The organism is Comamonas aquatica (genome assembly GCF_018064205.1).
In the GTDB taxonomy this organism is placed as follows: domain Bacteria; phylum Pseudomonadota; class Gammaproteobacteria; order Burkholderiales; family Burkholderiaceae_C; genus Comamonas; species Comamonas aquatica.
Genome location: NZ_CP072916.1, coordinates 188,103 through 200,774 on the forward strand (window position 1 = coordinate 188,103; position 12,672 = coordinate 200,774).

At 63.8% G+C, this 12,672-nt stretch carries 9 protein-coding genes; 8 read left to right on the forward strand and 1 reads right to left on the reverse strand.

Annotation, left to right across the window (positions count from 1 at the left end):
• Positions 1 to 143 precede the first annotated feature (143 nt).
• The gene (ugpB, locus tag KAQ61_RS00855; RefSeq protein WP_210930186.1) at positions 144 to 1,463 is read right to left on the reverse strand and encodes a sn-glycerol-3-phosphate ABC transporter substrate-binding protein UgpB; all 1,320 of its coding nucleotides are present in this window, start codon (positions 1,461 to 1,463) and stop codon (positions 144 to 146) included.
• 409 nt (positions 1,464 to 1,872) lie between these two features.
• Between ugpB and KAQ61_RS00860 the strand changes: the two genes are divergently transcribed.
• From KAQ61_RS00860 to KAQ61_RS00895, 8 genes are all read left to right on the forward strand, one after another.
• Positions 1,873 to 5,784, forward strand: a complete 3,912-nt coding sequence (locus KAQ61_RS00860; RefSeq protein ID WP_210930187.1) for a DUF3683 domain-containing protein — start codon at positions 1,873 to 1,875, stop codon at positions 5,782 to 5,784.
• The gene (locus tag KAQ61_RS00865; protein WP_043380011.1) at positions 5,781 to 6,221 is read left to right on the forward strand and encodes an HIT family protein; all 441 of its coding nucleotides are present in this window, start codon (positions 5,781 to 5,783) and stop codon (positions 6,219 to 6,221) included. Before KAQ61_RS00860 ends, KAQ61_RS00865 begins: the two co-directional genes overlap by 4 nt.
• A gap of 112 nt (positions 6,222 to 6,333) precedes the next feature.
• Complete coding sequence (locus KAQ61_RS00870) at positions 6,334 to 6,783, forward strand: gamma-butyrobetaine hydroxylase family protein (RefSeq protein WP_210930188.1); 450 nt, start codon at positions 6,334 to 6,336, stop codon at positions 6,781 to 6,783.
• A 206-nt stretch (positions 6,784 to 6,989) separates the two neighbouring features.
• Positions 6,990 to 7,721: a bifunctional demethylmenaquinone methyltransferase/2-methoxy-6-polyprenyl-1,4-benzoquinol methylase UbiE gene (ubiE, locus tag KAQ61_RS00875; protein ID WP_210930189.1), complete on the forward strand. Its 732-nt coding sequence runs from the start codon at positions 6,990 to 6,992 to the stop codon at positions 7,719 to 7,721.
• 81 nt (positions 7,722 to 7,802) lie between these two features.
• Positions 7,803 to 8,798, forward strand: coding sequence for a Tim44 domain-containing protein (locus KAQ61_RS00880; protein WP_210930190.1), 996 nt, complete (start codon positions 7,803 to 7,805; stop codon positions 8,796 to 8,798).
• A 33-nt stretch (positions 8,799 to 8,831) separates the two neighbouring features.
• A complete protein-coding gene (locus tag KAQ61_RS00885; protein WP_183303178.1) occupies positions 8,832 to 9,395 on the forward strand; it encodes a ubiquinone biosynthesis accessory factor UbiJ in 564 nt (187 codons plus the stop codon).
• Positions 9,392 to 10,957 carry a ubiquinone biosynthesis regulatory protein kinase UbiB gene (gene ubiB / locus KAQ61_RS00890; RefSeq protein ID WP_210930191.1) on the forward strand — a complete coding sequence of 522 codons (1,566 nt, stop codon included), beginning with the start codon at positions 9,392 to 9,394 and terminating at the stop codon, positions 10,955 to 10,957. Before KAQ61_RS00885 ends, ubiB begins: the two co-directional genes overlap by 4 nt.
• Positions 10,958 to 11,214: 257 nt before the next feature.
• Positions 11,215 to 12,669 carry a high affinity choline transporter 1 gene (locus tag KAQ61_RS00895; protein ID WP_043380038.1) on the forward strand — a complete coding sequence of 485 codons (1,455 nt, stop codon included), beginning with the start codon at positions 11,215 to 11,217 and terminating at the stop codon, positions 12,667 to 12,669.
• The last annotated feature ends 3 nt before the right edge of the window (positions 12,670 to 12,672 follow it).

Below are 12,672 nucleotides of genomic sequence, written 5' to 3' on the forward strand. Positions count from 1 at the left end.
GGAATCGCGTCAAAACGAACCAAGGCGAAACACTATGTGTATCGAATGTGCGCGTATTGTGCCTAGCTGTCAGCCGCTGCGCCAGAGGCGCAGCGGCTGTTCCGTTGAAGTCAGAAGGGTATTAGCCCTTCTGTGGTCGCGGGTTACTTGCCGCCGTTGGCGCGCTCGAAGCGGGCCAGTAGTTCGTCACCACGCTTGACGATGTTGTCCAGCGCTTGCTTGCCGGATTGCTTGCCGGCCCACACTTGTTCGAGTTCTTCGTCCTCGATGGTGCGGATCTGCACGTAGTTGCCCAGACGCACGCCGCGCGAGTTGTCGGTCACCTTGCGGATCATCTGGTTCACGGCCACGTCGGTGCCGGGGTTCTTCTGGTAGAAGCCCGAAGCTTCGGTCATCTTGAAGGAATCCATGGTCACAGGCAGGTAGCCGGTGCGCTGGTGCGAAGAGGCCTGGATTTCAGGCTTGGACAGGAATTCGAAGAACTTGGCCACGCCCTTGTACTCCTGTGCTTTTTTGCCAGCCATGGCCCACAACGATGCGCCGCCGATCACGGTATTTTGCGGAGCGCCCTTGGCATCGGGGTAGTAAGGCAGGTTGGAGATACCGTAGTCGAACTTGGCGTTCTTGGCCACGTTGCCGTAGGAGCTGGAAGACGCAAAAGTCATGGCGCACTCGCCGGACACGAACGAAGCGTCTGGCACAGAGCCACGACCCTTGTACACAAAGTCACCGGCCTTGGCTGCTTCAGCCAAGTTGTTGATGTGTTTGACGTGCAAAGGCGAGTTCAGCTTCAGACGGGCCTTGTGGCCGTCCTTGCCCATGCCGTTGCCGTGGGTGGCGAACTCCACGTTGTGCCATGTGGAGAAGGACTCCAACTGTGTCCAGCCTTGCCACGATGTGGTCATCGGGCAGCTGACACCCGCGGCCTTCAGTTTCTTGGCGGCAGCAAATACTTCAGGCCAGGTCTTGGGGGCCTTTTCTGCATCCAGGCCTGCCTTCTTGAAGGCGTCCTTGTTGTAGTAGAAAACCGTGGTCGAGCTGTTGAACGGGAAGCTCAGCATCTGGCCGTTGGGGGCGGTGTAGTAGCCAGCCACGGCGGGGATGTAGCTGCTGGGGTCAAACTTGGCGCCGGCATCGGCCATGACCTTGCCCACGGGCACGGTGGCGCCCTTGGAGGCCATCATGGTGGCGGTGCCCACTTCAAACACTTGCAGGATGTGGGGGGCGTTGCCGGAACGGAAGGCAGCGATGGCGGCGGTCATGGATTCGTCATAGGCGCCCTTGAAGGTGGGGACCACCTTGTATTCGCTCTGGCTTTCGTTGAACTGCTTGGCCAGATCGTTGACCCACTCGTTGTTCACGGCGGTCATCGAGTGCCACCACTGGATTTCAGTGGCTGCATTGGCTGCGCCCATGGCGGTGGCCGCGATGACGGCGGTCAGGGCGAAACGCTTGTATTGCATGGAAAACTCCTCAACGTGTAGAAATGTGTGCTGCCCATCCTAAGAATGAAGATGGCACTTTTATGACAGTCATCTGGCCGGTGTAGGGCCAAATGACAGTCGCACGGTCCTTTGTACTCCACTTGCGTGGCAAATGCCGGGGTGGTCCGTGGCTGTGGCCGCATTCTAGAAGCCGGGCCTGCGCTGGTGAATGCGGGTATGCGCGAATTCTTTTCTTTTTTGATTATTTATTTTCGCAATTGTGGGATTTGCTTAGTGGTTCAAATCTGACGTGCCGCGGCGGTGGCGGCTGGGTCAGCGCACCGAGAGGTCTCTGACATAGCCTCGGGGGTGGTGCCTGGGGGTGGCATAAAATTGGGCCCCCCATGACTCAGGGGCGCCGCTTGAGCGCCCGATCCGGTCCACGTCCATGAATGCACCGATTGCGCAGGCAATGCTGGAAACCAAGGTTGCCGAACCCGCCCGTCTCCGAGAGATTCCCTACAACTACACCTCGTTCTCCGACAAGGAAATTGTGATCCGCTTGTTGGGCACTTCGGCCTGGAGTGTGCTCAACCAGTTGCGTGAAGAGCGCCAGACCGGCCGCTCTGCCCGCATGCTGTACGAGGTGCTGGGCGACATGTGGGTGGTGCAGCGCAACCCCTACCTGCAGGACGACTTGCTGGACAATCCCGGACGCCGCAAGCTGCTGGTCGATGCCTTGCAACACCGCATGGCGGAAGTTCACAAACGCCGCATGCCACAGGATGACCCGCAACGCGATCACCTGGTGGGCGAGCTGATTGAGTCCGCCAACCGCGCCGTGGTTGAGTTTGACCGCATGTTCGTCGAGGCGGCCGAGCTGCGCCACCGCGTGCGCAAGACCCTGGGCAAGCTCACGCACAAGGACAACATCAAGTTTGACGGCCTGTCGCGCGTCAGCCATGTGACCGACGCCACCGACTGGCGTGTCGAATACCCCTTCGTGGTGCTGACCCCGGACACGGAAGTCGAGATGGCCGGCCTCGTCAAGGGCTGTATCGAGCTGGGTCTGACCATCATTCCGCGGGGGGGCGGTACCGGCTACACCGGCGGCGCGATTCCGCTGACCTGGCGCTCGGTGGTCATCAACACCGAAAAGCTTCAGGCCATCACCGAGGTGGAGTCGGTGGCACTGCCTGGCGTGGACCACCCCGTGCCCACGGTGTGGACGGAAGCCGGCGTGGTGACCCAGCGCGTGGCCGATGCGGCCGAGCGCGCGGGCTTTGTGTTCGCGGTGGACCCGACCTCGATCGAGGCGTCCTGCATCGGCGGCAACATCGCCATGAACGCCGGTGGCAAGAAGGCCGTGCTGTGGGGCACGGCACTGGACAACCTGGCCTCCTGGCGCATGGTCACCCCCGATGCCGAATGGCTGGAGGTGGTGCGCATTGGCCACAACCTGGGCAAGATCCACGATGCCGAGATGGCCAGCTTCGAGCTGCGCTACTTCGCGGCCGACGGCAAGACGCCGCTGCGCACCGAGCGCCTGGACATTCCCGGTCAGAAGTTCCGCAAGGAAGGCCTGGGCAAGGACGTCACGGACAAGTTCCTCTCCGGCTTGCCCGGGGTGCAGAAGGAAGGCACGGACGGCCTGATCACCAGCGCGCGCTGGATCGTGCACCGCATGCCCGAGCACACCCGCACCGTGTGCATGGAGTTCTTTGGCAACGCCAAGGATGCCGTGCCCTCGATCGTCGAGATCAAGGACTACATGTTCGAGGAGCAAAAACGCTCGGGCGTGTTGCTGGCCGGCCTGGAGCACCTAGACGACCGCTACCTGAAGGCCGTGGGCTATGCCACCAAGTCCAAGAAGGGCAACGGCGGCCTGCCCAAGATGGTGCTGATCGGCGACATCGTCGGTGACGACGCCGACGAAGTGGCGCGCGTGACCTCGGAAGTGGTGCGCATCGCCAATTCGCGCAACGGCGAAGGCTTCGTGGCCATCAGCGCCGAGGCGCGCAAGAAATTCTGGCTGGACCGCAAGCGCACGGCGGCCATCAGCCGCCACACCAACGCCTTCAAGATCAACGAGGACGTGGTGATCCCGCTGCCCCGCATGGCGGAGTACACGGACGGCATCGAGCGCATCAACATCGAGCTGAGCCTGCGCAACAAGCTCAAGTTCTGCGATGCCTTGCTGGCCTTCTTTGAAAAGGGCAATCTCCCGCTGGGCAAGCAGGACGATGCGGGTGAAATTCCCTCGGCCGAACTGCTGGAAGACCGCGTGCAACAGGCCATCGCGTTGGTGCAGGACGTGCGCGCCCTGTGGGCGGGCTGGCTGGCCGACGTGGCCACCCTGTTTCCGCAACTGCAGGACCACAGCCTGCGCGCCAGCTGGAAGACGCAGATCAAGGCGCCCCTGGCGCAGATCTTCAATGGCGACGCCTTCAAGCCCATCCTGGCCGAGACCGTCAAGATCCACCAACAGGTCCTCAAGGGCCGTGTCTGGGTGGCGCTGCACATGCACGCCGGTGACGGCAATGTGCACACCAACATCCCCGTCAATTCCGACGACTACGAGATGCTGCAGACCGCGCACGAAGCCGTGGCGCGCATCATGCAGCTGGCGCGCAGCCTGGACGGCGTGATCTCCGGTGAGCACGGCATTGGCATCACCAAGCTCGAATTTTTGAGCGATGAGGAGCTGCAGCCGTTCGCCGACTACAAGAAGCGCATCGACCCCCATGGCCGCTTCAACCGCGGCAAGCTGATCCGCGAAAAGAATGGCCTGGTGCCGGCCGAGTCGCCGCGCGATGCGTTGATGTACGCCGACCTGACCAACGCCTACACGCCCTCGTTCGGCCTGATGGGCCACGAGTCGCTGATCATGCAGCAGTCCGACATCGGCGCCATCGCCGATTCGGTCAAGGACTGCCTGCGCTGCGGCAAGTGCAAGCCCGTGTGCAACACGCACGTGCCCGGCGCCAACATGCTGTACAGCCCGCGCAACAAGATCCTGGCGACCTCGCTGCTGGTCGAGGCCTTCTTGTACGAGGAGCAGACGCGCCGCGGTGTGTCCATCAAGCACTGGCAGGAGTTCGAGGACGTGGCCGACCACTGCACGGTCTGCCACAAGTGCTTCACGCCCTGCCCGGTCAAGATCGACTTCGGCGATGTGACCATGAACATGCGCAACCTGCTGCGCAAGATGGGTAAGAAGAGCTTCAACCCCGGCAACAAGATGGCCATGGCCATGCTGAACGCCACCAACCCCGACACCATCAACCTGCTGCGCAAGGGCATGGTGGGCGTGGGCTTCAAGGCGCAGCGCCTGGCGTCCGACCTGCTGCACGCCGTGGCCAAGCCGCAGATGAAGCACCCACCGGCCTCGGTGGGCAAGCCACCGCTCAAGGAGCAGGTGATCCACTTCGTCAACAAGAAGCTGCCCGGCGGTCTGCCGACCAAGACGGCACGCGCGCTGCTGGACATCGAGAACAAGGACTACGTCCCCATCATCCGCGACCCCCAGGCGACGACGGCCGACACCGAGGCGGTGTTCTACTTCCCCGGCTGCGGCTCGGAGCGTCTGTACAGCCAGGTGGGCCTGGCCACCCAGGCCATGCTGTGGCATGCCGGCGTGCAGACGGTGCTGCCCCCGGGCTACCTGTGCTGCGGCTATCCGCAACGCGGCTCGGGCCAGTACGACGTGGCGGACAAGATGATCACGGACAACCGCGTGCTGTTCCACCGCGTGGCCAACACGCTGAACTACCTGGACATCAAGACCGTGGTGGTCAGCTGCGGCACCTGCTACGACCAGCTGCAGGGCTATGCCTTCGACAAGATCTTCCCGGGCTGCCGCATCATCGACATCCACGAGTACCTGCTGGAAAAGGGCATCACGCTGCCGGGCGCGGCGGAGGGGGGGCAGGGCGGCTACCTGTACCACGACCCCTGCCACAGCCCCATGAAGCAGCAGGATCCGATGAAGACCGTCAAGGCCCTGGTCGGCGATGGCGTGCTCAAGAGCGACCGCTGCTGCGGTGAATCCGGCACGCTGGGCGTGACGCGGCCCGACATCTCCACGCAGATCCGTTTCCGCAAGGAAACCGAGCTGCGCCAGGGTGAGGCTGAGCTGCGGGCCAACGGCTCCGTCGGTGCCAAGGACAACGTCAAGATCCTGACCAGCTGCCCCAGCTGCCTGCAAGGCCTGAGCCGCTACGGCAACGACCTGCAGAACGGTCTGCTGGAAGCCGACTACATCGTGGTCGAGATGGCCAAGCAGATCCTGGGCGAGAACTGGATGCCGGACTACGTGCAGCGCGCCAACGCCGGCGGCATCGAACGGGTGCTGCTGTGAGCGCGCCGTCCGCGGACTGCGTGCTGTGCCGCGAGGCGGGCGGCCTGCCCGTCTGGCAGGGCGCACAGCTGCGCGTCATCCGGGCGCAGGAGGAGGGCTTCCCGGCCTTCTACCGCGTGATCTGGACCGCGCATGCGGCCGAGCTGTCGGACCTGTCCGAGGCCGAGCGCAACACCTGCATGGCCGTGGTGGCCGCGGTGGAGCGCGTGCTGCGCACCCAGCTGCAGCCCACCAAGATCAACCTGGCTGCCCTGGGCAACATGGTGCCGCACCTGCACTGGCATGTGATTGCGCGCCATGACTGGGACAGCCATTTCCCGGCGCCCGTCTGGGCAAACCCCTTGCGGGCGCGCGATTTGGCCCGCGAAGCACAATTGCAGGACGCACTCGCCGACTGCGATGCTGCCATCGCCCAGGCGCTGGCACGCTGGGCGTGATCACATTGATGTGAGCGGTTTGCGCTGACCATATCGCGACTTCAGCAGGTTTCAGGGCTGAAGTTGGCGTTTGGCAAGCGCAGGCAGCTATTGTTTTGATAGGTTGCATTCCATGGCAGACATGCCTCTTCCCCAATCGCTGACCGTGCACGCCGCCTCGCGCGTGCTGGAGGTGGGCTATTCCGACGGCCAGACCTTCCGCCTGCCCTTCGAGCTGCTGCGCGTGTATTCCCCCTCGGCCGAAGTGCAGGGCCATGGCCCGGGCCAGGAAGTGCTGCAGACCGGCAAGCGCGAAGTCGGCATCGACAACATCGAGCAGGTGGGCAACTACGCCATCAAGCCGTTCTTCAGCGACGGCCATGAAAGCGGCCTGTTCACCTGGAACTACCTGTACGAGCTGGGCCAGAACCAGGAAACCCTGTGGCGCGACTACCTGGCGCGCCTGGAGGCGGCCGGTGTGGACCGCGACACCCCCATGCCGCAGAAGTCCGGCGGCAGCTGCGGCACCGGCGGTGGTGCCAGCAGCGGTGGTGGCTGCGGCAGCGGCTCCTGCGGCTGCTGAAGCCCGGGGCGGCATGCCCCGCGCGCAACAAGTGCCGTCGCTGGGCTGGGATATTCCCTCGGTGGTGCTATATTTAAAGTAGCTGGAGATGGCCACTTGAAAAGCGTTTTCCCAGCACCAGATTTTGACTGCAGGCCTGCTATGCCCTGGGGGTGCACGGGGTTGTCGCTGTACCAGACGCAGCAGCCTGCTTACATTTCAAGCTTATGAGCAGCACACACTTTGGATTCCAGACGGTCGACGAAAAAGACAAGGCCAGTCGCGTGCGCGGCGTGTTCGACTCCGTGGCGTCCAAGTACGACGTCATGAACGACCTGATGTCCGGCGGTCTGCACCGCGCCTGGAAGGCCTATACCGTGATGGTGGCCAACCTGAAAGAGGGCGACCAGGTGCTGGACATTGCCGGGGGCACGGGCGACTTGTCCATGGCCTTCTCCAAGAAGGTCGGCGCCAGTGGCACCGTGGTGCACACCGACATCAACGAAGCCATGCTGCGCGTTGGACGCGACCGCCTGACCGACAAGGGCATCTTCCTGCCTACGCTGGTGTGCGATGCGGAGAAGCTGCCCTTCCCCGACAACTATTTCAATCTGGTGAGTGTGGCCTTCGGCCTGCGCAACATGACGCACAAGGACGCCGCCCTCAAGGAAATGAACCGCGTGCTCAAGCCCGGCGGCAAGCTGCTGGTGCTCGAGTTTTCCAAGGTCGCCAAACCGCTGGAGAAGGTGTACGACTGGTACTCCTTCAACATCCTGCCCAAGATGGGCTCGATGGTGGCGGGCGACCCCGACAGCTATCGCTATCTGGCGGAATCCATCCGCATGCACCCGGGCCAGGAGGAGCTCAAGGCCCTGATGCAGCAGGCGGGCTTCGGGCACGTGGACTACCACAACATGTCGGCCGGCATCGTCGCGCTGCATGTCGGGATCAAATGCTGAACAGGGAGATGTCCCATGCATAACGTGTTTGCAGGTTTTGGTTAATCAACGGTTTATTCAAATTCAAGCGGAGATACAGCGATGAAGAAGGTGTGGGCAGTGACATTGGCGGCGGCATTGGTCGTCATGCATCCCCTGGCAGAAGCCAAGCGCATGGGCGGTGGCGGCTCGATCGGCAAGCAGTCCAGCAATGTGACGCAGCGCCAGGCGACGCCCCCGGCCACCCCACCGGCCAGCCCTGCGCAGCAGCCTGCGCAGAACACCGCCGCTGCCAAACCCGCAACGCCCCCCGCGGCGGCCCCCGCAGCCGCCAAGAAGCCCTGGGGCGCCATGCTTGGCGGCCTGGCCGCCGGCCTGGGCCTGGCCTGGCTGGCCCACAGCCTGGGCTTTGGCGAAGCCTTCGCCAACATGCTGATGTTCGGCCTGCTGGCCCTGGCTGTGATGGTGGTGGTCGGCATGGTGATGCGCGCACGCGCCAACAAGAAGGCCGCGCCCGCGATGGCGGCGGCCTCGCCCTTCGCCTTCCAGGGCGCCGGTGCCCCGGTGACGCCCGACAGCGTGGCCACACCGCCCCAGTACAAGCCCCAGAACGTGGGCAATGACGCCTCGGCCCGTCCCTGGGAGCAGATCCCCGGTGCCAGCGGCAGCATGATCGGCTCCGGCCTGGGCACCGCAGCCTCCACCTGGAGCGTGCCTGCCGACTTCGACACCCAGGGTTTCCTGGAGGCGTCCAAGCGCAACTTCGTGACCCTGCAGGCGGCCTGGGACAAGGGCGACATCACCACCCTGCGCTCCATGATGACCGACGGCATGCTGGCCGAGATCAAGCACCAACTGGAAGAGCGAGAAGCCCAGAGCGGCGGCGCCCTCAACCAGACCGACGTGGTCATGATCGATGCGCAGTTGCTGGGCATCGAGGACCTGGGCGATTCCTACATGGCCAGCGTGGAATTCTCCGGCCTGATCCGCGAAGAAGCCTCCGCCGGGCCCAACCCCTTCCGTGAAGTGTGGAACATGGCCAAGCCCAAGGACAACTCCAGCGGCTGGTTGGTAGCGGGTTTACAGGCCTTGGCCTAAAAAACTTGCGACTTCAGGAATAATCAGGGGACTATGGCAACACAGTCCCCTTTTTCTTTACTGAACGGCTTGGTGGAACGCGCGGTGCAGGCCGTGCAGCCGCCCAGCTGGCTCGTCCACGAAACCCAGCAGCGCATCGTGCTGTTTCTCAACCACGTGTTGATGCAGGAACGCGAGGCCATGGAGCGCCTGGTGCGGCAAAAGGGGCGCGTGGCCCGTGTGCAGTGGCGCAACTTCAACATGGCCCTGGTGGTGACCCCGGCCGGCCTGCTGAACCTGGCGGCCGAGGGCGCCCAGCCTGATCTGCAACTGGAGATCACCGACAGCAACCCGCTGGCCCTGGCCCAGATGGCGCTGCGCGGTGACAAGCCGGCCTTGCGCATCCAGGGCGATGTGCAACTGGCGGCCGACATCAACTGGCTGGTCGACAACGTGCAGTGGGACGTCGAGGAAGACATGTCCCGCATCATCGGCGACGTGCCCGCGCACACCCTGGCCAACCTGGGGCGCAGCATTGCCGGGGCGGTGCGCCAGTTTGTCGGTGGTCGCATGGGCCAGGGCGCTGCCGCCAGCGACGCGGACCGGTTGTCGCAATGAGCCGCTTTTTCCGAGGCTGCACCATCGTCTGGGTGGTGCTGCGCTACGGCCTGGATGAGCTGGTGCTTTCCAGCTTCCAGCTCCCGTGGCTGCACCGCCTGCGCCGCGTGCTCACCATCGGCCGCAAGCTGGATGCGCCGCGCGGCCAGCGCCTGCGCGAGGCGCTGGAGCAGTTGGGCCCCATCTTCGTGAAGTTCGGTCAGGTGCTGTCCACGCGCAGCGACCTGATGCCGCCCGATGTGGCCGAGGAGCTGGCCAAGCTGCAGGACCGTGTGCCGCCGTTTGATTCGCAGATCGCCGTCGACACCATCGAGCGCAATTTCCGCAAACCGCTGGACGAGATCTTCGTGCAGTTCGAACGCACGCCGGTGGCCAGCGCCTCGATCGCCCAGGTGCACTTTGCCGTGACCCGCGACAAGCATGGCGTGGAGCGCGAGGTGGCGGTCAAGGTGCTGCGCCCGGGCATGAAGACGGTGATCGACAAGGACCTGGCCCTGATGCACATGATGGCCGGCTGGGTGGAAAAGCTCTCGGCCGATGGCAAGCGCCTGAAGCCGCGCCAGGTGGTCGCCGAGTTTGACAACTACCTGCACGACGAGCTGGACCTGGTGCGCGAGGCCTCCAACGCGGCGCAACTGCGCCGCAACATGGAGGGGCTGGACCTGGTGCTGATCCCCGAGGTGTTCTGGGACTACTGCCATGCCGAGGTGATGGTGATGGAACGCATGCACGGCGTGCCCATCAGCCAGACCGAGCGCCTGCGCGAAGCCGGGGTGGACATTCCGCAGCTGGCGCGCGACGGCGTGACGCTGTTCTTCACCCAGGTGTTCCGCGATGGCTTCTTCCACGCCGACATGCACCCGGGTAACATCATGGTCAGCTTGGCACCGGCCACCTTCGGGCGCTACATCTCGCTGGACTTCGGCATCGTCGGCACGCTGACCGAGTTCGACAAGGAATACCTGGCGCAGAACTTCCTGGCCTTCTTCCGCCGCGACTACAAGCGCGTGGCCGCCCTGCACATCGAAAGTGGCTGGGTGCCGGCGAGCACGCGCGTGGAAGAGCTGGAAGCGGCCATCCGCGCCGTGTGCGAGCCGTACTTTGACCGTCCGCTGGCCGAGATCTCGCTGGGCATGGTGCTGATGCGCCTGTTCCAGACCTCGCGCCGCTTCCAGGTCGAGATCCAGCCGCAGCTGGTGCTGTTGCAAAAGACGCTGCTCAATATCGAAGGCCTGGGCCGCCAGCTGGACCCCAACCTGGACCTGTGGAGCACGGCCAAGCCCTTCCTGGAAAAGTGGATGCTGGAGCAGATGGGGCCGCAGCGCTTCTGGCGCGAGCTGCAGGCCGAGGCCCCGCGCTACGCCAAGCTGATTCCGGAGTTGCCGCGCCTGGTGCACGCCGCGCTGCAGCGCCAGCAGGCTGCGGACCCGGAACTGGTACAGGAGTTGCTTCGCGAGCAGCGGCGTACCAATCGTTTGCTGCAGGGGCTGGTGTACGGCGGGCTCGGGTTTGTACTAGGCATGCTGGCCATGCAAGTCCTTACGCGAATTCGGCTTTTCTGATCCGGCCTGCACGGGCGCCTGCTGCGTGAGCAGGTGCTCAGTTCAAGAAAAAAGGAGCGCTTAGCGCTTGTTCCGTTTGGATTTCGATGTCATTGGATATCGAAATCCAATCGAGGCAAGCGCCAGGCGCTCCTTTTTGTTTGTGGCCTGAAGCAGACAGCGCGCGATTTTTTCCGCGTGCGGACACAAGTGGTGTCCATAATCGCGCCTCAAATTTTTCCACAACCCTTTTCCTTTTCCCGGAGGGACCAGCCACCATGCTGATTACCTTTATCGCCGCGTACCTGTTGGTGTCGATCGGCATTGGCCTTTACGCAGCCCGCCGTGTGCACAACACGGCCGACTACGCCGTGGCTGGGCGCAACCTGCCGCTGTACATCGTGGTGGCGACCACGTTTGCGACCTGGTTCGGTTCGGAGCTGGTGCTGGGCGTGTCCGCGGTGTTCGTGGAAGAGGGCCTGGGAGGGGTGGTGGAGGACCCGTTTGGCGCGGGCATGTGCCTGATCCTGGTGGGCCTGTTCTTTGCCTACAAGCTGTACAAGAAGAACCTGATCACCATCGGTGACTACTACCGCCTGCGCTATGGCCGCGCCGTGGAGTTGCTGTGCTCCATCATCATCATCTTCAGCTACCTGGGCTGGGTGGCGGCGCAGGTGTCGGCGCTGGGTCTGGTGTTCCACCTGCTGACCGGTGGCGCCCTGTCGATCGTGGCGGGCATGGTGCTGGGCACCGTGATCGTGCTCATCTACACCTTGTTTGGCGGCATGTGGTCGGTGGCCATCACCGATCTGGTGCAGATGATCGTGATCTGCGTCGGCCTGCTGGCGATCGCCTGGTTTGCCGGCAATCTGGCCGGCGGCGCCGACAAGGTGATCGACTATGCCGTGACCGAGGGCAAGCTGCAGTTCTTCCCGCAGGATGCGGACTTGAAGACCTGGCTGTTCTTCTTTGCTGCGGCCATCACCATGATGCTGGGCTCCATCCCCCAGCAGGACGTGTTCCAGCGCGTGATGTCGTCCAAGGACGAGAACGTGGCGCGCCTGGGACCCATCATCGGTGGCAGCCTGTACATCCTGTTCGCCTTCATCCCCATGTTCGTGGTGACGGCGGCCGTGCTGGTCATGCCCGAAGAGACCAAGGCCCTGATCGCGGACGATCCGCAGAAGATCCTGCCCACCCTGGTGATGGGCCACATGCCCGTGGTGCTGCAGATCGCCTTCTTCGGCGCGCTGCTGTCGGCCATCATGTCCACCGCCTCGGCCACCATGCTGGCGCCCTCGACCTCCTTCGTGGAGAACGTGCTGCGCAACATCAAGCCCGGCATGACCGACGCGCAGACCCTCAAGGCCATGCGCGTGACGGTGGTGGTCTTCACGCTGTGCGTGCTGGTCTATGCCATCAGCATGCAGGACAGCTCCATCTATGAAATGGTCGCCGGGGCCTACCAGGTGCCGCTGGTCGGTGCCTTCGTGCCCCTGGTCTGCGGCCTGTACTGGAAGCGCGCGACCACCCAGGGCGCACTGCTGGCCGTGGTGTCGGGTCTGGGCGTGTGGCTGACCTTCGTGTTCATGCCCGGTTGGGGCGAGGCCTTCCCGCAGCAGCTGGCCGGCCTGCTGGGCGCGTTCGCCGGCATGGTGTTCGGCTCGCTGGCGCCCCAGTACATCGCCAACGAACACGAAGACGTGGTGCACTACCAGGGTTCCGCGGAGTAAGCG

Coding starts and splice junctions, on each gene's coding strand:
- ugpB (WP_210930186.1), bottom strand. CDS start 1,463: ATGCAATACAAGCGTTTCGCCCTGACCGCCGTCATCGCGGCCACCGCC.
- KAQ61_RS00860 (WP_210930187.1), top strand. CDS start 1,873: ATGAATGCACCGATTGCGCAGGCAATGCTGGAAACCAAGGTTGCCGAA.
- KAQ61_RS00870 (WP_210930188.1), top strand. CDS start 6,334: ATGGCAGACATGCCTCTTCCCCAATCGCTGACCGTGCACGCCGCCTCG.
- ubiE (WP_210930189.1), top strand. CDS start 6,990: ATGAGCAGCACACACTTTGGATTCCAGACGGTCGACGAAAAAGACAAG.
- KAQ61_RS00880 (WP_210930190.1), top strand. CDS start 7,803: ATGAAGAAGGTGTGGGCAGTGACATTGGCGGCGGCATTGGTCGTCATG.
- KAQ61_RS00885 (WP_183303178.1), top strand. CDS start 8,832: ATGGCAACACAGTCCCCTTTTTCTTTACTGAACGGCTTGGTGGAACGC.
- ubiB (WP_210930191.1), top strand. CDS start 9,392: ATGAGCCGCTTTTTCCGAGGCTGCACCATCGTCTGGGTGGTGCTGCGC.
- KAQ61_RS00895 (WP_043380038.1), top strand. CDS start 11,215: ATGCTGATTACCTTTATCGCCGCGTACCTGTTGGTGTCGATCGGCATT.